We start from the raw sequence: 22,744 nt of genomic DNA on the forward strand, positions 1-22,744 counted from the left end.
AAAAATGCCGGCCAAATCGGCCGGCATTTTCATTTCACGGGACGACATCGAGTGTCGATTCGACTTCCGCCTGCGGCGCGCCGACGCAGGGCCGGCGGCTCGCTCAGCCCTCGGACTCCACGAACACTTCGTCGCGCTTGGCACGCAACGTCGGCAGCACGGCAAGCACCAGGAGACCCGCCGCGATCGCCAGCAGCACCGCCGACAGCGGCCGCGAGACGAACACGCTCCAGTCGCCGCGCGAGATCAACAGCGCGCGACGCAGGTTCTCCTCCATCAGCGGGCCCAGCACCATGCCGAGCAGCAGCGGCGCCGGCTCGAAATCGTGCTTGATCAGCCAATAGCCGACGAGGCCAAACACGCCGGCGAGCACGACGTCGACCGGCGCGTTGTTCACCGAATAGATGCCGATCGCGCAGAACACCACGATCGAAGGGAACATCAGCCGGTACGGCACGCGCAGCAGACGGACCCAGATGCCCACCAGCGGCAGGTTGATGATGATCAGCATCAGATTGCCGATCCACATCGAGGCGATCATGCCCCAGACCAGATCGGGCTGCTTCTGCATCACCTGCGGGCCCGGCACGATACCATGAATGGTCATCGCACCGACCATCAGCGCCATCACCGCGTTCGGCGGGATGCCGAGCGTGAGCAGCGGGATGAACGAGGTCTGCGCCGCGGCGTTGTTGGCGCTTTCCGGCGCCGCCACGCCCTCGATCGCGCCGCGGCCGAACCGCTTCGGATCCTTCGCCAGCTTCTTCTCCAGCGTATAGGCCGCGAACGAGGCGATCACGGCGCCGCCGCCCGGCAGGATGCCGAGGATCGAGCCAAGCACGGTGCCGCGCAGGATCGCCGGCGTTGAATCCGCGATGTCCTTCCTGGTCGGCATCAGGCCGGTGATCTTCTGCTGCACCAGGTTGCGGTTCATCTCGGCGCCGTGGTCGAGGTTGCGGATGATCTCCGCGAAGCCGAACACACCCATCGCCACGGTGGCAAAGCCGAGACCGTCGGCGAGTTCGGGGATGTTGAAGGCCATGCGCGAGGCGCCGGTCTCGATGTCGGAGCCGACCATCGACAGCAACAGGCCGAACACGATCATCGCGATCGCCTTCAGCACCGAGCCCTTGGCGAGCACCACCGCGAAGATCAGGCCGAGCACCATCAGCGAGAAATATTCAGCCGGACCGAACGCCAGCGCGAGCTTGGTCAGCGGCGCGCCGAGCACGGCGATCAGTACGGTCGCGACGCAGCCGGCGAAGAACGAGCCGATCGCGGCGATCGCCAGAGCCGGACCGGCGCGGCCCTGCTTGGCCATCTGGTGGCCGTCGAGCGCGGTGACGACGGAGGTCGCCTCGCCCGGAATATTGACCAGGATCGAGGTGGTCGAGCCGCCATATTGCGCGCCGTAATAGATGCCGGCGAGCATGATCAGCGCACCGACCGGCGGCAGGCCGAAGGTGATCGGCAGCAGCATGGCGACGGTGGCGATGGTGCCGATGCCCGGCAGCACGCCGACCAGCGTGCCGACCAGTGCGCCGATCAGGCACATCAGAAGGTTGATCGGCGAGAATGCGACCGCGAAACCGTGGGCGAGATTGGCAAACAGTTCCATCACGCCCTCACTGGATCAGGAAACGCGGGAACATCGGCATCGGAAGTCCCAGCACATAGGGGAAAAGCAGCGCGCAGCCGAGGGTCAGACAGGCGCCGACAATGATGGCCTCGACCAACTTCGTCTCCTGCGAGCCCATCGCCGCGATCATGAAGGCGGCAAAGGCGGAGACCACAAGCCCGAGTGGCCGGATCGCCAATGCGAAGAACACGATTGCGGCGGATACGAACAACGGGCCGCGCCAGGAATAGGCCGCGATATGCGCGGGCCATTCTGCAGAACTCCCATCAGCGCGACACCACCGCCGAGCAACAGCAGCAGCACGGCGAACATGCGCGGCGCGGTTCCGGCGCCGAACGAAAATCCGTGCATGCCCTGCAAATCGCTCGAGGCCCACAAGGCAAACAGCGCAACCGCCATCATGGCGAGCCCGCCGACAAAATCCTGCGGACCGCGCACCCATTTCGGCAAGATCGATTTGACCGGCGCCTCGCTCGGCGTATCGCTCATGACTTCGCTTCCCCCGTCAGGGCTGTCCCGCCCGTTTTGATTGAATGGCTTGGTTTGTGGTGCGTTGACCGAAAGCCTTGCTAGCGATTTTCGTCAGATAACGCCAGCGAAACCCAAGAGGCCTCCGGCCAGCAACATCCACAAAGGGTTGATCCGCGTCGCAAAAGCAAGCGCGGCCGCGACAATGGTGATCAGGACCGCGATCCAACTTTGGTCTGAGGTCTGCGCCACGATCAGGCCGGAGGCCGCCATCAGACCGATCGACAGCGGAACCAGTGCCGCCTGGATCATCGCCGGCCAGCGCGCCTCGCGCGAGCGATCGAGGAAACGGCTCACATAATAGGCAAGCAGCGCGGTCGGTCCGCACATCGCCACCGTCGCGGCCAACGCCCCGGCGACGCCTGCGACAGAATAGCCTATCAAGGTCACGATCAGCACGTTCGGCCCCGGCGAGAGCTGCGAGATCGCGAATACGTCGGCGAACTGCTTGTCGGTCAGCCAGTGATGCACGTCGACGGCGGCACGGTGCATTTCGGGAATCGCCGAATTGGCGCCGCCGACCGCAAACAGCGACATCAGGCCGAAGGTCCAGACCAGCGCCGCGATCGGGTTGGACTCCGAGCTCATGCCCGCACCATGCGGCGCGTCAGGACCGTCGTCGCAATGCTGAGCGGGATCGCCACCAGCAGCACGATCTGGAGCGGCCAGCGGATCAGTCCGATCGCGACGAAAACAGCAGCCAGAATGACGAGGCCCGTGACATCGCGCCGCTTCAGGAGCGGCATCATCATCTTGAAGACGACGGCGAACAGCAGCCCGACCGCGGCGCAGGCGACGCCGGCGAGCGTCCGGCGCAGCACGTCGATGTCGCCGTAGCGGGCATAGAGCGCGGCAAGGATGGTCGCGATCACCATCGGCGGCCCGACCAGCCCGGCGAAGGCCGCGAGCCCGCCGGCTATGCCGCGAAAGCGCGAGCCGAATACGACCGACAGGTTGACGATGTTCGGACCTGGCAGGAAATGGCACAGCGCGAAGGTCTCGTTGAACTCCTCCGCGGTCATCCAGCGGTGCTGCTCGACGATCGCGCGCCGGGCCCAGACCAGAACCCCGCCAAAGCCGGCCAGCGACATCTTGGCAAAGGCCAGGAACAGCTCGAGCAGGCCGGGCTGGTGGGGCGGCGATGGTGCGGAGGCATCCGGTGCCGGGGCGGCAACCGGCGGAGAATCCGGGGGCATGGACAAAACCTAGAACGGCGCCGGGACAGCGCCAAGACCCTGGCCAACCCCAAATCGGCGGGTTTTTACAGCCGAAAGGGCCTGAATCGGCTCTGTTTTTCTAAGACTTTGCCGCTATATTGGGGGTGCCGGTTCGCCGGCTATGGAAATAAATGACCGTCGCAATAAACCATTCGGACCCGGGGGCGGTACCCGGCGCCTCCACCAAAATCCATCCGTCGCGGTGGCTTTCGGCGGGGGCGAAATAGGATCGACGAGGGCGTAAAGGGCGTGTTTTTTCTCGGTATGGTTCCGCCGACATCGGGCCAATGCAATAGTTGCCAACGACAACTTTGCTCCGGTTGCTCAGGCTGCGTAACGCAGTTTGAAAGACCATCTTAAAGTCCTAGCGGGTTAAGCTCCGCTAGGCGGGGTTCGGAGGCACCTGGCAACAGAAGCCTCCACTTTATCCCTTGTTTCCCAATCGGGCGTCCGCGCGCATTTCAGCGGCCAGCCCTGCTGATTTCCGGCTCCCGGCGGGGGTAGCATGGCAAAAGGCGAGTCGGACGGTCCGGCGCCGCCCCGGCGGGCATTTTCGAAGCGACAGGATCACCATGGCGACCGATCACATCCGATATGACGTGCTGGCGCGCGATGCGCTGCGCGGGGTGCTGCGCCGGGTGTTGTCCGACGCCGCCGAACATGGCCTGCCAGGTGAGCACCATTTCTACATCACCTTCCTGTCGCACGGCGACGGCGTGAAGCTGTCGCCCCGGCTGCTCGCGCAGTATCCGGAGGAGATGACCATCATCCTGCAGCACCAGTTCTGGGATCTGGTGGTGACTGAGGATCGCTTCGAGGTCGGCCTGTCGTTCGGCGGGATTCCCGAGCGGCTGACCGTGCCGTTCGCCGCGGTGACGCGTTTCCTCGATCCGTCCGCGCCGTTCGATTTGCGCTTCGATGTCTCGGACGCACTGTCCGAAGAAGCCCCTCCCGCCACCGCACCGGCCTCTCCCCTGCCCGCCCCTGCGGCCCACGCAGCGGCCGAGACCGAGAGCGCCGAGACCGAGCAGGAGCCCGCGAAGCCCAGCGAAGGCGCCGAGGTCGTGCGGCTGGACCGCTTCCGCAAGAAATAATCTAAGCGCAGATCACGCCTCGACCTTGTAGGATGCTTGCCGGGATCGGGATGACAAATCGTCATCGCGGCCTACCTTCTGCATGAACGTGCCCTTCACGCGGACGCTGTCGCGTTGCCGCGCCGGGCCACGTTTTGATGACGCAACGGCAAGCATCCACGGAAAGCATGATGGCTCGATCGACGATCCCCTCCAAGGCAAAGACCCGCAGCGAGACCGACAGCTTCGGTCCGATCGACGTTCCCGCCGACCGCTACTGGGGCGCGCAGACCGAACGCTCGCGACAGAATTTCAAGATCGGCCACGACCGCATGCCGATCGCGATCGTCCATGCACTCGGCATCGTGAAGCTTGCGGCCGCGGAGACCAATCGCGAGCTCGGCCAGCTCGATGCGCGCCGCGCCGGCGCCATCATCCGCGCAGCCAAGGAAGTAATCGAAGGCAAGCTCGACGACAATTTCCCGCTGGTGGTCTGGCAGACCGGCTCGGGCACGCAGAGCAACATGAACGTGAACGAGGTGATCGCCAACCGCGCCAACCAGATGCTCGGCGGCGAGCTTGGTACCAAGAAGCCGATTCATCCGAACGATCACGTCAACATGAGTCAGTCGTCGAACGACTCGTTTCCGACCGCGATGCATATCGCCGCAGCGAGTCGCATCGTCGCCGATCTGATTCCAGCACTCACCGAACTGCTTCGCGCGTTGCGCAAGAAGGAGAAGGCGTTTGCCAAGATCGTCAAGATCGGGCGCACCCACACCCAGGATGCGACGCCGCTGACGCTCGGCCAGGAATTCTCCGGCTACGCCGCGCAGGTCGAGAGCGGCATCGCGCGGCTGCGCGTCGCGGTGAAGGATCTGTTTCCGCTCGCGCAGGGCGGCACCGCCGTCGGCACCGGCCTCAACTCGAAGCCGCGATTTGCGAAAACCTTCGCGCGCCACGTCGCCAAGATCACCAAGCTGCCGTTCACCAGCGCGGCCAACAAGTTCGAGGCGCTGGCTTCCAACGACGCCTATGTGCTGGTGCACGGCGCGATCAACTCGGTGGCGACCGGCCTGTTCAAGATCGCCAACGATATCCGCTTGCTCGGCTCGGGCCCGCGCTCGGGCCTCGGCGAGTTGATCCTGCCCGAGAACGAGCCGGGCTCGTCGATCATGCCGGGCAAGGTCAATCCGACCCAGTGCGAAGCCATGACCATGGTCTGCTGCCAGGTGTTCGGCAATCAGACCACGATCACCGTCGCCGGCAGCCAGGGCCATTTCGAGTTGAACGTGTACAAGCCTGTGTTGGCATACTGTATGATAAATTCCATTCAGTTGCTGTCTGACGTTGTCCGCTCATTTACCGAGCATTGCGTTGTCGGAATACGCGCCGACGAAAAGCGCATCAACGAACTGATGCAGCGCTCGCTGATGCTGGTCACCGCACTCGCACCGAAGATCGGTTACGACAACGCAGCCAAGGTCGCCAAGTCGGCGCATGCGCGCGGAACGACGCTGAAGGAAGAGGCTTTGCGGCTCGGATTTGTTTCCGCGGATGAATTTGATCGCCTCGTGCAGCCGGACAAAATGACACACCCGGGCTAAAGCGAGGCGCGCATTGTCCGGATAATTACGGTCAGCGCGCGTGATATAATTATGGATCATAACGCCTAAAGACTAAGGCGCGTTACCTATGAGCTCTGCGCTGGCGCATGGTACAGACGTCTAGTTTTCGCAGAGCGAAACGGATTCTTTGATGCTATCAGAGCATCAAACGGGGATTCGGGATGGATATCGAGCCGGGCGCGTAGCGCAATTGCTCTTGCTTTCGTCACGATGCATCACCAATTCCGCTCTGGGGACGATGAGGACGACGAGCATGGGCGACGTGGTCAACTTGAAACGATTCAAGAAGCGCGGTGAGCGCGAACAAGCAGCGAAGCAGGCCGAAGCCAATCGTGCGCTATTCGGTCGCACCAAATCCGAACGAGCGCGTGACGAATTCCTCGGCGAGCGCAACGCGCGTGTGCTCGATCAGCACCGCATCGAAAATGGAGACGCATCATGAAGTCTCCCGTCGTCAAGCGCTCGATTGTCGTCGCCGGACACAAGACCAGCGTCAGCCTCGAAGAAGCCTTCTGGAATGGCATGAAGGAGATTTCCGGTCTGCGGAACATGACGCTGTCGGAGTTGGTCGGCGAGATCGACAACAACCGTCAGCAGGGCAATTTGTCCTCCGCGATCCGGCTGTTCGTGCTCGACTACTTCCGCTCGCGCGCCACGCCGGCGGTGCCCACGGATGTCAGGCCGCAACAGGTTGACACGCGTCAGCAGGCCTGACGGCCCTCTCCGACCCTCGCCACCAGTAGACGGTCGTTCCGCTGCGCGGGCTCAGCATGAAGGTCAATCGGATCGTCGCGAACGTTGCTGCACCGGACACAGCGGCAGCGAAGTCGTTTTATCGCGACGTGCTTGGCCTCGAGCCACTGATGGATTTCGGTTGGGTTGCGACTTATGGCTCATCCGAAACAATGCAGGCTCAAATCAGCTTCGCTTCCGAAGGTGGCTCCGGCACGCCGGTGCCTGATCTCTCCATTGAGGTTGACGATCTCGACGAGGCCCTGCGCCGAATGAAGGCAGCCTGCATCGCGATCGAATACGGACCGGCGGACGAGCCGTGGGGCGTGCGGCGCTTCTTCGTCCGCGATCCCTTCGGCAAGCTGATCAATATTCTCCAGCACCGATCATGAGCCAGCGCTTCGTTTGACGCGCTGTCTTGACGCGAACCGGTGCCCACTTCGCTTGAAAGCGCGTTTAGTTCTGCATCGCCGGCCGCTGCGGTGGATTGGCGACCTGCGGCGTCAGCGACAGCGGGGGCCGCAGCGGCTTTGGCCTGGCCGCGCCGGGCGCCGGCTTGACCTCGATCGGCGGCGGCAGCGGCGCCAGTTGCGGCTGGCTCGCAAGCGATGCGGGCGGCGCAATGGCGGGCGCGGTGGCGGCCGGCGGGACAGTCGGCGGCCGCGGCGCAACGATCTTCGGCTTCGCCGGCACGCGGCGCGGATCAGGACCAGGCCCCGGCAAGTTGGCGGAAGGCATGCCTGCCGAATTCGGGTTGGATGCATCCGGCGCCGGCTCGGCCGGATGCGGAAGCGCCGTTTGGGTCGGCGGCGGCGCCGGTTCGCCGCGCTCGATGGCGTCGAGCCGCTTGGTCTCCCGGTCGATCGCGCGCACCGCAAGCCACGACGACAGCGCCGCAATGTCGATGCTACGCGACAATCCGTCGGGCGTGCCCACGGCAAGCAACTGGATTTCCGGTCGGCTGTTGGCCGTGCCGACCTGCGTCGATGCCAGGGCGGCGCGGATGTCGGCCTGGTCGGCCGGAATGTCGTAGCCGCCGGATACGGTCGCATTGGCACCGTTCGCCGCGAGCGTGGTGGCGCCGACCCGGAGGCGGCCGTCGCGGATGTTGAAGGGGATTTGCGCCGAAGCAATCGACAGCGCGCCGCTCGCGAGCACCGGTTCGACGATCTGCCGCAGCCGCGTGTCGTCGGTCGCCTGCCCGGAATCGCTGGCGCGGATCGCAACCTCGAAGGCGCGCGGATCGAGGCCCGGAAGGCTCAGCCCCTCCAGCGTCACGGTGCCGCTGCCGGACAGCGCGCCGGTCAACGCCGAGGCACTGCGGCCCTGCGTCAACAGCGTCATCTGCATCGAGGCGCGTCCCTTGGGCATCGCGAGACTGCGGTAGTGCAAGGCTGAACTGTCGATGCCGGACAGCTGCACATTGGCGCTGAGCGCAAGTCCGTTGGCGCCCTGTCGCGCATCGATGGTGGCGGTCGCCTCGCCACCGCCGATCTTGCCCTTGATGCCGTCGAAGGTCAGCGATTGCCCGTCCGACCTGATGGTGCCGCTGACCGGCTGCAGCTCGGCGCCCCCCGGCAGCAGACCGTGCAGCGCTTCGAACGTGACCTTGCCGCGCCAGGCGCTTGTGAGGCCCTGGCCGAGCGGCTCCGTCGCATCGTGACCGGCCGCGCCGATCGCGGCCGCGAAAATCGGCGCCAGCGTGATCTGATCGAGACCGACTTCGCCGTCGACGCTTTTCTGATCGGCGAGCGTCAGCGCCAGATGACCGCGCAGCCGTGAACCGGCGATGATGCTGTCCAGATCGTCGAAGGTCAGCCTGTCGCCCGCGAGCGTGAGCTTCGACGACAGGCGGATGTTTGCAACCGGATCGGCTGGCTTCAGACTGAGCAGCGGACTGATGTCGGCGCTGCGGACGCGGAGGCTGATGCTCGATTTGCCCGCGTTGGCCCCGTCCTTGGTCCAAGGCTCCGCGGTCCCTTCGGCATCCGCATCGAGCCCTGCGCCCCAGAGCCTTGCCTTCAGCCGCAACGGCGTGCCCCACGCGCCGATCGCCGTGCCCTCGAATTGCGTCGAACCGGCACCGGCTGCGACCGCATGGTCAAGCCCAAGCAGCGCCAGCAAAGCGTTGCCATCGCCTGCCGAGAATTTCGTCTCCGCTGCAACCTCGTTGCGGCGAAGTGCATCGAAATCCAGCGCACGGATCGCGGCCACCTGTGGCGTCACCGAAATCACCGTATTGCCCTTGAGCTGCGGCGTGTCGAGATCGAGCGTCGCGCGCGCGCTGACGCGGTCGGCAGCCTTGCCCTTGCCGAGGTCGAGCGCGAGCCTGGCGCGAACCGGGCCGGCATCCGCGCGGAGCACGCCAAGCCGCGCCGCCAGCGCCGGCGCGAACGGCTGAACCACAGCGGTCAGCCGGCCAAGCGACGCGGCGGTCGCGTCGACCGCGAGCTTGCCGGTCGAATTGGCGCGGTCGAAATTGCCGCTGCCGTCCAGCGTGACATTGTCGGGCTGGCCGATCTTGACGCGCTCGAGCACGATATTCTTCGGGCTATAGGCGATCTTCGCCAGCAGCGGCCGCAATTCCTGCCCGGAAGAGACCGCGCGCCCGACGTCGAGCGACAGCTGCGCCTCGTCGGGCCATTCGCCTTGCGGACCGGCCAGTGAGCGGATCAATGCCGCGGTCGCGTCGAGATCGAGCCGATCCGCCTTCAACTGCGCCTCGACCTTCGAGCCGCTGGTTGCCTCGCGGTACGTAACCGCGACGCGGCCCTCGAGCGTGCCGCTTTCGATCTCCGCCTTCATCGCATCGATCGAAAAGCCCGATGGTGACACCATGACGTCGCCGCGCAAACGCAGCGGCCTCTGGCTGCGATAGGTGGCGTCGCCGCGCCCCTGCAGCCAGGTCATCAGCGCGTCGGGATCGGACGATTCGATGTTGAGCGCGGTCTTGAAGCTGTTCGCCGCTCCAGCTTGCGCGCTGGCACCGCTCATCGAGACCCGCGTGGATCCCGGCGCGCGAAATTCCAGCCGGCGCACCGTCCATGATTTCGCATCCGATCGCAGCTCCGCCGAGATGTCCTGCAATGGACGGCCGCCGAGCATGATCTGCTCGGATGCCAGCTCCACCTGCGCCGGTATCGGGCTTTGCGGAAGACCCGACAACAGCGCGCGCATCGCCGGCAGCACGCGGACCGGCTCGACATTGCCATTGCTGCTATCCTTGGCGGCGAACTTGTCGCCGTCGAGCTGCCGCGCCGTAAGCGAGGCGCGCAGCAGCGGCGACGCACCGAAACGCAGATCGCCATTGCCGGCGAGCTTCAGCGCACGATCCTCGGCGCCATAGCTCACGTCGATCTGGTCGAGCCGCGCCGCCGAATAATCCGATTTCACCTTGGCCGCGATCCGCCATGGCGGCGCATCGCCGCCGCGCTGACCGGGCGCACCCGCCAGCGTCAGCGTGCCCTCGAACCGCGGCGCGCGGGCCTCGAATGTCAGGATGCCGTCGAGATCGGCCGACACCGGCCGCTGCCCGGGATCGATGCTGAAGTGCAGGCGAGTGCCGCTGCCATCGGCGCTCTGCCCCGAGGAGACCCGAAACGGGTAGCGGTTGCCGTCGAACATGAAATTGCCGTCACCCCGGATCGCGCCGGCAAGCGAGCGGACGTCGCCACTGAAGGCAATGTCGTTGAGCTCGAGCGTGCTGCGGCTCGCTGCATCATGCAGCGCGATGCGGCCGGTCAGGTTGAGCCGGTCGATCGCCAGCGAAGCGAGGTTGAAGCTCCCGCTCGACGGCGACCAGTCGATCCGCCCTTTCGGGTCCAGCCCGAGATCGAGCGACACGCCGTTGATGGTGAGCTCGTTCGCGCGCCACTCGCCGCGCATCAGCGAGCTCAGGCTGAACTCCACGTCGAGATTGGCAGCCCGAATCTTGCGGAGGTCGTTGGCGCCGCCGACGGTGACCGTCTTCAACCGCAGCGAGGGTGCCGGCAGCAGCCGCGCGTCGAGATTGCCGGCGACGCGAATCGGCACGCCGATGATCTTGGACGCCTCCGCCTCGAACTGCGGCCGGAACTGGTTCCAGTCAACGAAATATGGACCGACCAGCGCCGCGACCAGTGCAAGAATGAAGGCAATTGCCAGGCCGAGCAGCGTCGTCTGCACGGTGTCTCCCTTTGAGCCAGCTCCGGGGCAGCCTCCTCATGCTGAACCCTTTGCCAACCTCTGGCCGGAGCAACCCAAATATAGAGACAAGTACGGCGAAGTCACAGCCGGTTTACTGCTGGGACTCTGGACAGATGGTTGATTTCCCGTTCAAGCGTGCGTGTGCCGGCGCCGCCGCGGATCGCTGACCTGCGGGAACGTCACCAGCTCGCCGGCAGCCGCTTCAGCCCGCGCAGCACGAAGGTCGGCCGCCACTCCGGATTTTCCGCGTCATCGAGCCGCAGGTCGGGAATCCGGCGGAGCAGTGTCGAGATCGCGATCTCGGCCTCGATCCGCGCCAGCTGGGCGCCGAGGCAGAAATGGATGCCGCCGCCGAACGACAGCGGCTTGACGTTCGGCCGCCGGATGTCGAGCCTTTCGGGGTGGTCGGGGTAGACAGCCTCGTCGTGATTGGCCGAGCCCAGGAGGCACAGCACGCTCTCGCCCTTCGGGATGCGCTTGCCACCGAGGTCGTCGATGTCTTCCAGCGCGACACGGCCGGTCAGCTGCACCGAGGAATCGTAACGCAGGAACTCCTCGATCGCATTGGTGATCAGGCCGGGATTGGCCTTCAGCAGCGCGAGTTGGTCCGGGTTGCGGAACAGCGCCAGCAGGCCGTTGCCGATCAGGTTCACGGTCGTCTCGTGGCCGGCGCCGAACAGCAGGATGATGTTGCCGGTCAGTTCCTCGTTGGTGAGCTTCTGGCCGTCCTCTTCGGCCTGCACCAGCTGGGTGGTGAGGTCGTCGCCGGGTTGCTTGCGGCGCAGCTCGAACAGCTGATGGAAATACATCGCCGCCATCGCATTGGCGGCGTTGCCCTGCTTGATTTCCTCGGGGGTCAGCGGCACCGGCTCGAGGATGCGGCCGCCATCGCGCGAACCGTTGTAGAAGGCCTCGCGGTGTTCCTCGGGGATGCCGAGCATGTCGCAGATGATGGTGACCGGCAGGCGGAACGCGAAATCCTCGATCAGGTCCATCTTGCCTTGCGGAATGATGCGATCCAGCGTCTCGTCGACGACGTGCTGGATGCGCGGCCGCATGTCCTCGACTCGCCGCGCGGTGAAGGCCTTGACGACAAGGCCGCGCAGACGGGTGTGGTCGGGCGGATCTTGCTGCAGCATCCAGTGGCTCATGCTGCGGAAGACCGGCTCCTCCATGATCTTCGGACCGTAGCGGCGGATCGAGCGCTCCGCAAAATCCTTGCCGAACCGCTTGTCGCGCAGCACGAGGCTCGCCTCGGCGTGCCGGCTGGCGACGAAAGCGCCGTGCACATTGACATGCATCGGATCGAGGCGGCGCAGCCGCTCGTAATACGGATAGGGATTGCGAATGAATTCAGGCGCCAGTGGATTGAAAAGCGGCTCGCCGCTCGCCGGCTGAACTTGCTCGTTCATGGTGACCTCGTTCGCACGCTACGCCTGGGCCTTAAAGCCTGGCGTGCCCTGGTGTCATCCTCAAGACCGCATCATCACGGATGCGGCTGTTCTGGTTCTGTCGAATGCCCTAAAATGCGCCGATGTCAAGGGTTCGAACCAGACCGACACGGGACGACACCTGCGAGAAGCTGTTCGAGGCTGCGGCGCGGGTGTTCGAGGAACAGGGCATCGGCGGCGCCAGCATCGAGGCGATCGCGGCCGCGGCGGGCTTCTCCCGCGGCGCCTTCTATTCGAACTTCAAGAGCAAGGACGAGCTGATCTTCGCGATGCTCGAGGATCACGTCGAGCAATCGATCCGGCGCAATCTCGACTTGCTCGCCCGGCACAGCAACCTGGCCGACTTCCTCGAAGCGCTGCGCACCATGGATCGCAGCCGGCAGGATCCGCTCGGCCGCTCCCCTCTCCTGCACATGGAGATGATCCTGTTCGTGGCGCGCGCCGAGAAGCGCCGGCCCGAGCTCGCCAAACGTCTGCGCGCGCGGCGCAAGCTGATCGCCGACATTGTCACGACTGCGCAGAAGAACAGCGGCCGGAACGGCAGACTCGATCCGGATTGGACCGGAGCGATCGTGCTGGCGCTGGAAGATGGTTTCCGCCTGCACCGCCTGATCGATCCGGAAACCACCCCCGCCGACAGCTGCCTGCGCGCGATCACCGACCTGCAGCGCGCCATCGGCGTTTCGTCGGCCTGACGCGTCAGGCCGCGCTTGCGACCTTGTGCACCTGTCCGGCGACGGCGCGGACCTTGCGGGGCGAGGCCTGCCAGATCGCAAATGCCGACAGCAGGCTGACGGCGATCCCGAGCAGGAAGGCGCTGGTATAGCTGCCCGAGAGATCATAGAGCTGGCCGGTGATCCAGGGGCCCGCAGCGCCGCCGGCGAGCGCAGCCAGCATCACGGTGCCGAAGATGCTGCCGTAATGCTTGCCCTGGAAGATCTCCAGCACGACCGGTCCCATCACGGATGTCAGGCCATAACCGAGCGCGCCCTGGGTGAAGACCATGAGATAGATCAACGCCATGTTCGGCCAGTATTTCAAGGCGGCGAGCGCGGCGAAGCAGATCACGAAGCCGAAGCAGGAGATCGCCCACACCCATTCGCGGCCGATCCGATCGGAGAGATGCCCGAGCCAGATCTGGCCGGGAATGCCGAGCAGGCTGACGACGCCAAGCGCCCAGACGCTGACGCTGGAGCTGAAGCCGATGTCGAGCAGGAATTTGGTCTGATGCACCTGCACCGCGTACCAGATGTACAGGCCGCAGAAATAACCGATCGCGATCCACCAGAACCGCGCGGTGCGCAGCGCACGCGACAGCGTCCAATCGGTGCCGGCCCACACGGGGTCGACGATATTCGATGCCGGCCTGGCTGACGTCGCCGTCGGCGCAGCATCGCCGTCGGGCTGCAGGCCGATGTCCTCCGGCCGCTTGTGCAGCAAGAGATTGATCGGCGCCAGCACGACCAGCACCACGATCCCCATTGCGGTGCAGGCGGTGCGCCAGCCGGTGTGCTCGATCATGTGCTGCACCCACGGCAGCAGCGTCACCGAGCCGATGCCGACGCCGGCGAAGGCGAGCCCGATCGCAAGTCCACGGCGGCGGAGGAACCAGTTCGGCACGAACAACGATTGTCCGGAATAGCCGAGGCAGACGCTGCCAGCGCCGACCAGCACGCCGATCGTGAGATAGAGGTGCCAGGGCTGCGTCGTCAGCGGCGCCAGCAGCAGGCCCGAGCCCATCAAGAGCACGCCAAGCTCCATCACCGCGCGCGGACCGCCGCGGTCCATCAACCGGCCGATCAGCGGACTTGCGATCGCCGAGGCGACAAAGCCGAACGAGAAGGCGCCCGCCGTGATGCCGCGCTCCCAGCCGAATTCCGAGATGATCGGCGGATAGAACAGCGAGAACGCCGTACGCGCGTTGACGCCGATCGCCATGGTGACGAAGGTCACCGCGACGATGATCCAGCCGTAGAAAAAGGGAAGTCGCATCGGACGCAGCATTCCATCCGCAACGGAACAGGCTGGACCGGCGCCGTAGCGGACTTTGGGCAGCCGGCAGCAGGCGCTGCCACCAGCCAGATTTCAGGACGACCTGGAGACAGAAGGGCCGACGCATCCGTCGACCCTTGCCGCCACAATCAACCGCTATGATCGCGTCGTCAACGCTTGCGCGGACGCTTGGCCGCCTTTTTGGCTGCCTTCTTCTTGCTGACGGCTTTCTTCTTGCCGGCGCCCTTCCCGCCGCCTGATTTGGCGCGCCTGAACGTTGGCCTGCGGAGCGAAAGCTCGGGCCAGGCGATCGGCTGTTCACCGCTGTCCGGGTCGTTGTCGCCTGGCGGATCTTCGGCGCTGTCATCCATCGGCCCTTGCACGACCAGATGGACAAGATAGGCGGTACCGGCCCCATTCAGGTAGTTCGCGAGTGGCTCGTTGTTGCTCGGAAACAGATGCGGATGAGTCACCACGCTGTTTTCCTCGACCGAGAACTTCACCGCCTTGATCGCGGTTCGGGTCATCGCGTCGCCCAGGATCTTCTTGATCGCCTCTTGCGTCTCCTGAGGCAGCACATGATGGAGAAAGAAGAACCATTTCCGCTTGGCATCATCCTTCCCGTAATCCTTGCTCGGATAGGCACCGATGCGGAACGCCACGCGCCGTAACCTGTGGCTCGGATCAAACAGCTTTTCCTTCTTGTTGTGCTTGCGAAGAGTAGCCAGATCCTTGCCGCTGAAGAGCTCATTCAGCCTATCCACGATTTCAGCGTCGGGACCGCTGCCGACGGGAAGTAGCGCACCCATTTGTCGTCTCCCTTTGTGCAATTTGATTCAGTCGTAAAAAACTGGACAGATAGCACCGCGGAATTGCCGGCGCGGCTTCCGGTCGAACCAGTACATGTTTGCGCCTCGGCCAATGATCGGCCCAGCACACGCTTGGACCGCGCTTGCGAGCTCTCAGGCCGCAAGCGGCAAGCGCAGTCAACTGCTCGATGCTCGATACCGCGCGCTCAATCGAGAGCGTGCGCCCGGTCTGCTTGCGTAGCCGGGCTGCGCCCTTGGCGAGAATCCAGCGGTCCGCCGCGCACTCGCAACCGAGCTCGGAATTGGCGGCGAGCCGGCCGCCTTTCGACAGATGGTGTCCGACTTCGTGAAGCAGGGCGAAGACCAGGCCATCGGCGTTCATCGCCGCGTGGTAAGCCAGTCCGCCATAGATCCGCACGACGCGGTCGTTGCCACGAATGAAGGCCTGAGCATTGACGGTTGCGCTGCCTTCGTCGAGCTCGAAAAGCAGATCGGGAAACGCACGCCTGAAATCGGCCAGGATGTCGCAAAGGAGCGCGTCCCTGCACGCGCGGGCGCTTCCTTTGCCGACCGGTTCGCTCGTCACATTCGCGAACAACATGAGATCATCCGAATGGGATCAGAACAATTTCACTCGCAACTCAATTATTATTGGCTTCGTTCGAACTTCGACTCGCTTTGACCGTCTTTCCCGCGCCACCGACAAAGGGCGCGAAGATCATCGCGCCGGTCTCGTGAAGCAGCGCGGTCGCGCGGTCCAGCTCCTTCGTGCCCTCCTCGGCCTCATCGCTCCGCCCGGAGCGCAACAGCAGATCGGCGCGAACCGATCGGGCAAGACATTCCGGAATGCGCGCGTGCCGCTTGACCGCAACCGCAATCGCCTCGTCGACGGCGGACAACGCTGCCGCCGCATCTCCTTTCTGCCGATACGCGTTCGCCAGATCGGCGAGAATCCGTGCTTCGTTTTCAAGGCCGGCCTTGCGGGTTCGCGCGAAGTCGAGCGCGGCCGTCAGGTCCTCGATCGATGATGTGATCCGACCTGCCACCATATGGGACAGGCCGCGGCTGGCCTGAGCGTAGACGCGCAAATACGGATTGCCGCTCTTGACCGCGAGCGAGAAGGCGCGATCGGCGTGGTGCTGGGCCAGTCCGACGTCGCCTTCGGACCAGGCGAGGTCGATATAGGCGAGGCTCGGAATGACATAGTGAATGGCATCGACCTGGCTGCCATCCAGTTGCAGCACGCGATCGAGCAGCGGCCGGGCCTCGGACCCGCGCCCCAGCATCACGAGCGTCTGCCCGCGCATGGCGGTCAACCAGACCTCGACGTCGAATCCAAGCGTCTCCCGGTCCGACTTCACGATCTCCGAGGCGCGCGCGGCCGCCTCCATGTTCATCTGCAGCGCCTCCGACATCCGCCCCGAGAGCCGGAGCGCGTGGCAGAGAATGGCCTTCAGCGTGACCTGGACACTGGTGTCGGTGCCGGTGTCGGCAAGCGCCTTGGCTTCCAGCACCCGCTCGACATATTCGTCGGCCGAGCCGCCATTCGCCAAAATCCGGCCGTAGGCAGCGTGAATCAGCGTGTTGGCGCGCAGGTCCCCCATCGCGAGCGCGAGGCCGCGGGCTTCCTCGAAATAGACCTGCGCATCGGCGGCGGAAATTCCCTCGCGCCAGCCGAAATTCACGATCTGGCCACAGGCCATCATCTTCAGATAGTCGGTCATTTGCGACGGGGGCTGGTGCGTCAGCAGTTCACGCACCTTCTTCCAGCTCCGCAAGGCCTGACTGGGATCGTTCGCGCCGACCCAAACCGCCGCACGCATGTGCTGCTGCGCCGCCTTCAAATGTTCGCCGGCATGCTCCCAGTGGTAGGCGAGAAGCGACGCCCGTTCCTCGGCGCGATCCTTGAACAGCTTCTCGATCGCCTGCGCGACGGCCGCGTGAAGCTCGCGGCGCCGTTCGTGCAACAGCGACAGATAAGCGACTTCCTGGATCAGCGGATGACGAAACGCGATCAGCCGCTGCTCGAAGGGAGGCACGTCGTAGAGCAATTCGGCGCGTCGCAAATGTCCCACGGCTTCCAGCAGCTCGGCCTTCGCCAGACCGGCAACGGCATCGAGAACCGACAACGAAATCTCGCGCCCGGCAACCGAAGCGACCTCGAGGGCTCTTTTGGCGTGTTCGTCGAGGCGATCGATGCGCGCCGCGACCACGGCCTGCACGGTCGTCGGAAGCGGAATTGTGTCGATGCCGCCCTTCAGCCGGTACGCGCCCTTCTCGCCCTCGAAATCGCCGCGCTCGACGAGGGCGCTCATGAGCTCTTCCAGGAAGAACGGATTGCCGTGCGCGCGCTCGACGATGTTCCGGCTCAACAGCGCCAGCGACGGGTCGGTACCAAAATGATCGCGCAAGATCGATTGCGCCTCCGCGGGCCCAAGCGGAGCCATGTTGATCTGCCGATAATGCGACCGCTGCATCAGCGGCGCGCTCAATCCGGCCCTGAAATTGACCAGCAGCATCGTCGTGGTTCCGACCACGGCGTCGGCAAGGGCCTCGACGAACTCCTCGCTCGCCGGATCGATCCAGTGCAGATCGTCGATCAGGACGACCGTCACATTGTCACGAGGTGCGGCGCGTACCAGTTCGCCGACGAAATCGAGCAATTGGGCCTTGCGGGCCTTGGGATCCAGTTTCGGCGCGGGCTGGTGCGGGTCCGCCAGACCGAGGAATTCCAGCAGCACGGGTGCCAGATGATCGGAGACCGGCATTGCCGCCAGCCGGTCGAAGATACGGCGGCGCGAAACGTCCGGCGCTTCCTCCTTGATGCGAAGCCCGAAAATATCCCGAAGCAGCGCCAGCACCGGCTGAAACGGCGTTGCGCGGCCGTGCGCGAGCACACGCGCCTCGAAGACGCGGATGCCCTTGCTACGACAACTCTCGGCAAATTCGAAGCAAAGGCGACTCTTTCCAATGCCGGCTTCGCCGACGACACCGACCGCCCGGCCATCTCCCTTGCGGGTGTTCTCGAGTTCAGCCGTCAGCGCCGCAAACTCGTCGGCGCGGCCGGTCAAGGGACTCAACCGTCGTCCGGTCCGGAATACACCGCTCGACGGCGCATGCTGAAGGCCCCTCAGCCTGAGCACCTCGACGGGAGCCGCGAGCCCCCGAATGGCCTGCTCGCCAAGCGACTCCACCTCCACGAACTGCTTTGCGACAGCGTAGGTTTCCCTCGAGACCAGAATGGTGCCGGGCTCGGCAAGGTGCTCCAGTCGACTGGCGAGGTGCACGTTCGCGCCCGCGGCGTCATAGGTTTGATAGATGCCGTGCTCGATGGCCTGGAAGACGACCTCACCGGTATGGACGCCGACGCGGATTTGCATATCGACGTCATGCAGCCGCTTGACGTCATCCTGCATCGCCAGCGCCGCGAGACAGCCCCGAACGGCGTGATCCTCATGAGGCTGCGGGGCGCCGAACATCGCCATGACGCCGTCGCCTTGGGCCTTGTTGACGACGCCGCCGTAGCGGTGAACGGCCTCGTTCATCAGGTCGAGCACCGGCTGCAAGCGCCGCATGCCCAGTTCGGGATCTCCGAGGCTATCGATGATGCCCGTCGAGTTGCTGATATCGGCGAAAAGGATCGTGAGGCGCTTCCGCTCCCCACCCTTGGCATGCAGGCTCCTCAGCGCATGCTCGTGCGACGGCTGAACCCGGGTCGCGTCAATCGCCGTCGTCAACGCAGCGCCGCACTTTCCGCAAAAGCGGCTGCTTGATCCGTTCAGGTGGCCGCAAGCTTCACACGTAATTCCGAGAGAGGCCCCGCACCCTTCGCAATACTCATTGGTCGCCCTGTTCTGACAACCGCAACGCAAACATTGCATCGTAGGCCTCTTAAAGAGAGCTGCAGACGCAGGCAACCGCAACAAGTCTTAAAAACAACGCGACAATGATCACAATCGGGTATCGCTGTGAAGCTTAGCAAAGCCGCCTGCACCTGTCGTGCCATTTTATGGCGCACGTGCAGATTGCGCCAAAACGGCAGTCGACGCCGCATCCGATCACAAGTTGCGTGGCCGTTGGCGTCGAGCACACAGGTTGTATTGGCTAGGTCTGCAACGCGTGGCTCTCATGGCCGAAATAGGCGCGCTCGAGCCGATGCGCGAGGCCGCTCTCTCCGGTCGGCGCCTCCAGCGCGATCGCACCCTGCACCAGCGCGTAGACGCGATCGGCGCAGGCGAGCGCCTTCTCCAAGAGCTGCTCGACCAGCAGCACGGAGGTGCCCTGCTCGCGCAGCCGGCCGATGACGTTGAGGACGCGATCGACCAGCACCGGCGACAGTCCCGCGGACGGCTCGTCGAGCATCAACAGCCGCGGCCGGCGGACCAGGCCCTGCGCCACCGTCAGCATCTGCTGCTGCCCGCCCGACAGCGCGCCGCCGCGTTCATGCCGCTTCTCGGCGATCTCGGGAAAGAACGCCAACGCCTCCTCGATGCGCACGGCACGCTCGGCGCGCGGCAGGTCATAGCCGGCGAGCAGCAAATTGTCGGTCACCGATATCTGCGTGAACACGCGATGTCCCTCGATCACATGCACGAGCCCGGCCCGCGCGGCATCGCGTGGCGTGGCGTTGGTCATGTCGCGGTCGCCGAACCGGATTTGTCCGGCAGTGACGGGCAACAGTCCGGACATCGCGCGCAGCAGCGTGGTCTTGCCGGCCCCGTTGGGCCCGAGCAGCGCCACGACCTCGCCGGCGGCAATCGTGATGTCGATGCCGTGCAGCACACGGATCTTGCCATAGCCGGACTCCAGCCGATTGACCGAGAGCAACGGTTCAGCCGCCGAGATAGGCACTGACGACCTCCTTGTGGACGCGGATTTCCGCCGGGGTTCCCGCCGCCAGCGTCCGGCCCAGATTGAGCACGGTGACCTGGTGGCAGATATCGAAGATCAGATCGGCATGGTGCTCGACCAGCAGCACACCGGTACCGCGGCCGCAGACCGCCTTGATCAGGCTGGAGAGTCGCTCGATCTCGTCATTGGAGAGACCCGCGGCGGGCTCGTCGAGCAGCAGGAAGTCCGGATCGAGCATCAGCGCCCGCGCGATCTCGATGAAGCGCAATTCGCTGTGCTGCAGGCGATCGGCGCGGATGTCGGCGAGCGCCTCGAGGCCGACGACGCCGAGCAGCGCGTGCGCCTTGGCGGCGAACAGACGCTCGTCGGCGCCGTTGCGCGGCAGTGCGAGCATCGCCTCGACGAAATTGGCCCGGCCCTCGATCGAGCCGCCGATCATGACGTTCTCCAGCACCGAGGCTTCGCCGATCACGCGCGGCGTCTGGAAGGTGCGCGCGATGCCGCACGCGGCGCGCTTGACCGGCTGGCCCGCGGCCAGGACTTCGCCGCCAAGCATCATGGTGCCGGCCTTGGCGGCGTAATAGCCCGAGATCACGTTGAGCGTCGTGGTCTTGCCGCTGCCGTTCGGTCCGATCAGTCCGTGGATCGCGCCGGGCGCGATATCGAGATCGAGGCCGTCGATCGCCTTCACATTTCCGAAGTTCAGCGCGATGCCGCGCAGCTGCAGCGTCTTGCCGCCGTCCCTGCGGCGCACGATGTCGGTGAGTGCAGCGGGACGCGGAACGATGGCGCGGTTGCTGGCGAGCGGCCGGCGGTTGCGGAAATCGAGCAGCGCCGCGATGCCGCCGGGCATCACCAGCACGATCACGAGCAGCAGCACCGCGTAGAGGAAGGTCGACCACGCCGCGAGCGGTGCCGCGATCTCGGGCAGGATGGTCAGGATGATGGTGCCGAGCATGGGCCCGAGGATCGAGCCGCGGCCGCCGATCAGGATCGCGATGAAGAACAGCACCGAGAGATCGAAAGTGAACGCATCGGGCGTGATGTAGGTCTGCAGGGTCGCGAACAATCCGCCGGCGATCGCCGCCAGCGCGCCGGCGAACAGGAAGATCGCGATCAGCATTTTCGGCTTGGAGATGCCGCTGGCCTCAGCGGCGACCTCGGCGTCGCGCACCGCGATCAGCGCGCGGCCGAACCGGCTGCGCGCGACATTGGCGCTCATCCAGGTGGTCAGCGCGGCGACGGCGATGCATAGGGCGTAGAAGCCCCACGGCGTATTGAACGGCGGCGGGAATTCCGGACCTGCAATGCCAATGCCGCCGCCGGTCACGCTCTGCCAGGCCAGCGCGATCTGGGTCACGATGGTGGCAAAGCCGAGCGTCGACATGGCGAAGTAGAAGGTGCGCAGGCGCAGGGCCGGCAGGCCGACGACCACGCCGAAGATCGCGCCGATCAGGCCGGCGATCGGCAAGGCGACGAATACCGGAAGCGCCGGCATCACGTTGCCGGCAACCAGCACGCTCGTCGTGTAGGCGCCGAGCGTCAGCAGCGCGACATAGCCGATCGCAAGATGACCGGCGAAGCCGACCACCAGATTGAGGCCCGACACCAGCACCCAGTAGATCGCCATGCGGGTACCGATCAGCACCCAGTAATCGTTGCTGACGAACGGCAGCAGCACCGCCGCCACCAGAATGCCGAGGAACGGCAGGACGTGCGGCAGCGCGGCGCGCCACACGCCGCTGTCGGTTCGGGACGGCGTGGCCACGACCGACGTCATCACACTCTCCGCGCGGTCGAGGCGCCGAACAGCCCTTGCGGCGCGGCGAGCAGCACCACGATGAACAGCGTGAACACCGCGACCGAGGAGAAGATGCCGCCGACCAGGAAGTTCGCGGCCTGCTGGAACAGGCCGAGCGCCAGCCCGCCGATGATCGCGCCTCTGTTATTGCCGAGCCCGCCCAGCGCCACCGGCACGAAGCCGTAGAAATTGAGCAGCGCTCCGTTGGCGAAGAAGGCGAGCAGCAACTGCCCGCCGGAAAATCCGGCGATGCCGCCGACCACGCCGGCAAGCGCGTAGCTCGCGACCCGCAGATTGCGCTCCGGCAGGCCGAGCGCCCGCGCCGCAAAATTATCCTCGGCGATGGCCAGGAACGCGCGGCCGACCAGGGTGCGGCGGTAGAGATATTCAAGGCCGATAATGGTGACGGCGCAGGCGAGGACCGGCAGCCAGAATTTCTCGTCGAGGATGCCCTCGCCGAATCCTGCGATGCGCGGGAACGGTTGCGGCTCGGTGCCCCATTTGATCGCGGTGATTTGCTGGATCATCAGCGCGACCGCGAGGGTCGAGAGCACGTAGAGATGCTGGTCGAGGCTCTTGAGCACCGGCCGCACCGCGACGAATTCGGTGATGATTCCGATCACCGCGCAGCAGAGCAGCGTCAGCACGAAGCCGACGGCAATGGGCAGGCCGAGTCTCAGCGTGAACATCGAGCCGAACACGCCGCCCAGCATCGCCAGCTGGCCGGCGGTGAAGCTCATCACCCGCGAGGTCGAGAACATCGTGTTGTAGGTGACGCCGACGAGCGCGTAGATTGCGCCCGCCGCGAGACCGGATGCAAGGATCGAGGCCAGCATCG

Annotated in this window: 18 protein-coding genes, 1 other RNA gene and 1 pseudogene; 7 read left to right on the forward strand and 13 right to left on the reverse strand. The window is 65.1% G+C overall.

Annotation, left to right across the window (positions count from 1 at the left end; genetic code table 11):
* Nucleotides 1-103: 103 nt before the first annotated feature.
* The 4 genes and pseudogenes from ACVMDN_RS25500 to ACVMDN_RS25515 all read right to left on the reverse strand — a co-directional run bounded on the left by ACVMDN_RS25500 (nt 104) and on the right by ACVMDN_RS25515 (nt 3,363).
* Nucleotides 104-1,618, reverse strand: a complete 1,515-nt coding sequence (locus ACVMDN_RS25500; protein WP_018272999.1) for a tripartite tricarboxylate transporter permease — start codon at nt 1,616-1,618, stop codon at nt 104-106.
* A gap of 7 nt (nt 1,619-1,625) precedes the next feature.
* Nucleotides 1,626-2,077: pseudogene (locus ACVMDN_RS25505) on the reverse strand (tripartite tricarboxylate transporter TctB family protein); the annotation flags it as partial.
* 144 nt (nt 2,078-2,221) lie between these two features.
* Nucleotides 2,222-2,755 carry a chromate transporter gene (locus ACVMDN_RS25510; RefSeq protein WP_076824254.1) on the reverse strand — a complete coding sequence of 178 codons (534 nt, stop codon included), beginning with the start codon at nt 2,753-2,755 and terminating at the stop codon, nt 2,222-2,224.
* Nucleotides 2,752-3,363: a chromate transporter gene (locus tag ACVMDN_RS25515; RefSeq protein ID WP_076824252.1), complete on the reverse strand. Its 612-nt coding sequence runs from the start codon at nt 3,361-3,363 to the stop codon at nt 2,752-2,754. Before ACVMDN_RS25515 ends, ACVMDN_RS25510 begins: the two co-directional genes overlap by 4 nt.
* An 89-nt stretch (nt 3,364-3,452) precedes the next feature.
* Between ACVMDN_RS25515 and ssrA the strand changes: the two genes are divergently transcribed.
* The 6 genes from ssrA (at nt 3,453) to ACVMDN_RS25545 (ending at nt 7,209) form a co-directional block, all read left to right on the forward strand.
* Nucleotides 3,453-3,808, forward strand: a transfer-messenger RNA (tmRNA) gene (ssrA, locus tag ACVMDN_RS25520).
* A gap of 148 nt (nt 3,809-3,956) precedes the next feature.
* Complete coding sequence (locus tag ACVMDN_RS25525) at nt 3,957-4,478, forward strand: SspB family protein (protein ID WP_057015035.1); 522 nt, start codon at nt 3,957-3,959, stop codon at nt 4,476-4,478.
* 167 nt (nt 4,479-4,645) lie between these two features.
* Nucleotides 4,646-6,064, forward strand: coding sequence for a class II fumarate hydratase (gene fumC / locus ACVMDN_RS25530; RefSeq protein ID WP_194295303.1), 1,419 nt, complete (start codon nt 4,646-4,648; stop codon nt 6,062-6,064).
* A gap of 274 nt (nt 6,065-6,338) precedes the next feature.
* Nucleotides 6,339-6,527 (forward strand): DUF4169 family protein, encoded by a 189-nt coding sequence (locus ACVMDN_RS25535; RefSeq protein ID WP_016841076.1) that lies wholly within the window; start codon nt 6,339-6,341, stop codon nt 6,525-6,527.
* Complete coding sequence (locus tag ACVMDN_RS25540) at nt 6,524-6,799, forward strand: ribbon-helix-helix domain-containing protein (RefSeq protein ID WP_024580116.1); 276 nt, start codon at nt 6,524-6,526, stop codon at nt 6,797-6,799. Before ACVMDN_RS25535 ends, ACVMDN_RS25540 begins: the two co-directional genes overlap by 4 nt.
* Nucleotides 6,800-6,855: 56 nt before the next feature.
* The gene (locus ACVMDN_RS25545) at nt 6,856-7,209 is read left to right on the forward strand and encodes a VOC family protein (protein WP_076824248.1); all 354 of its coding nucleotides are present in this window, start codon (nt 6,856-6,858) and stop codon (nt 7,207-7,209) included.
* Between the two features lie 64 nt (nt 7,210-7,273).
* Here ACVMDN_RS25545 and ACVMDN_RS25550 read toward each other — a convergent pair whose 3' ends face one another.
* Both ACVMDN_RS25550 and ACVMDN_RS25555 read right to left on the reverse strand, forming a co-directional pair.
* The gene (locus ACVMDN_RS25550) at nt 7,274-10,981 is read right to left on the reverse strand and encodes an AsmA family protein (protein ID WP_253589638.1); all 3,708 of its coding nucleotides are present in this window, start codon (nt 10,979-10,981) and stop codon (nt 7,274-7,276) included.
* 200 nt (nt 10,982-11,181) lie between these two features.
* Entirely contained in the window at nt 11,182-12,414 is a 1,233-nt protein-coding gene (locus ACVMDN_RS25555) for a cytochrome P450 (RefSeq protein ID WP_028332498.1), read from the reverse strand.
* A gap of 122 nt (nt 12,415-12,536) precedes the next feature.
* Here ACVMDN_RS25555 and ACVMDN_RS25560 point away from each other — a divergent pair, with 122 nt between their 5' ends.
* A complete protein-coding gene (locus tag ACVMDN_RS25560) occupies nt 12,537-13,148 on the forward strand; it encodes a TetR/AcrR family transcriptional regulator (RefSeq protein ID WP_057015033.1) in 612 nt (203 codons plus the stop codon).
* 4 nt (nt 13,149-13,152) lie between these two features.
* Here ACVMDN_RS25560 and ACVMDN_RS25565 read toward each other — a convergent pair whose 3' ends face one another.
* The 7 genes from ACVMDN_RS25565 to ACVMDN_RS25595 form a co-directional block, all read right to left on the reverse strand.
* Nucleotides 13,153-14,445 (reverse strand): MFS transporter, encoded by a 1,293-nt coding sequence (locus ACVMDN_RS25565; protein ID WP_141341109.1) that lies wholly within the window; start codon nt 14,443-14,445, stop codon nt 13,153-13,155.
* A 170-nt stretch (nt 14,446-14,615) separates the two neighbouring features.
* Entirely contained in the window at nt 14,616-15,254 is a 639-nt protein-coding gene (locus tag ACVMDN_RS25570; RefSeq protein WP_076824193.1) for a hypothetical protein, read from the reverse strand.
* Nucleotides 15,214-15,855: a hypothetical protein gene (locus ACVMDN_RS25575; RefSeq protein ID WP_076824191.1), complete on the reverse strand. Its 642-nt coding sequence runs from the start codon at nt 15,853-15,855 to the stop codon at nt 15,214-15,216. The genes ACVMDN_RS25570 and ACVMDN_RS25575 overlap by 41 nt, the downstream gene beginning before the upstream one ends.
* Nucleotides 15,856-15,895: 40 nt before the next feature.
* The gene (locus tag ACVMDN_RS25580) at nt 15,896-19,135 is read right to left on the reverse strand and encodes an adenylate/guanylate cyclase domain-containing protein (protein ID WP_076824188.1); all 3,240 of its coding nucleotides are present in this window, start codon (nt 19,133-19,135) and stop codon (nt 15,896-15,898) included.
* A 223-nt stretch (nt 19,136-19,358) separates the two neighbouring features.
* Nucleotides 19,359-20,105 carry an ABC transporter ATP-binding protein gene (locus ACVMDN_RS25585; RefSeq protein WP_141341108.1) on the reverse strand — a complete coding sequence of 249 codons (747 nt, stop codon included), beginning with the start codon at nt 20,103-20,105 and terminating at the stop codon, nt 19,359-19,361.
* Nucleotides 20,086-21,885 carry a branched-chain amino acid ABC transporter ATP-binding protein/permease gene (locus tag ACVMDN_RS25590; protein ID WP_076824186.1) on the reverse strand — a complete coding sequence of 600 codons (1,800 nt, stop codon included), beginning with the start codon at nt 21,883-21,885 and terminating at the stop codon, nt 20,086-20,088. The genes ACVMDN_RS25585 and ACVMDN_RS25590 overlap by 20 nt, the downstream gene beginning before the upstream one ends.
* Entirely contained in the window at nt 21,885-22,742 is an 858-nt protein-coding gene (locus ACVMDN_RS25595; RefSeq protein ID WP_076824184.1) for a branched-chain amino acid ABC transporter permease, read from the reverse strand. Before ACVMDN_RS25595 ends, ACVMDN_RS25590 begins: the two co-directional genes overlap by 1 nt.
* Nucleotides 22,743-22,744 lie beyond the last annotated feature (2 nt).

This window comes from Bradyrhizobium sp. USDA 4510 (assembly GCF_054059095.1).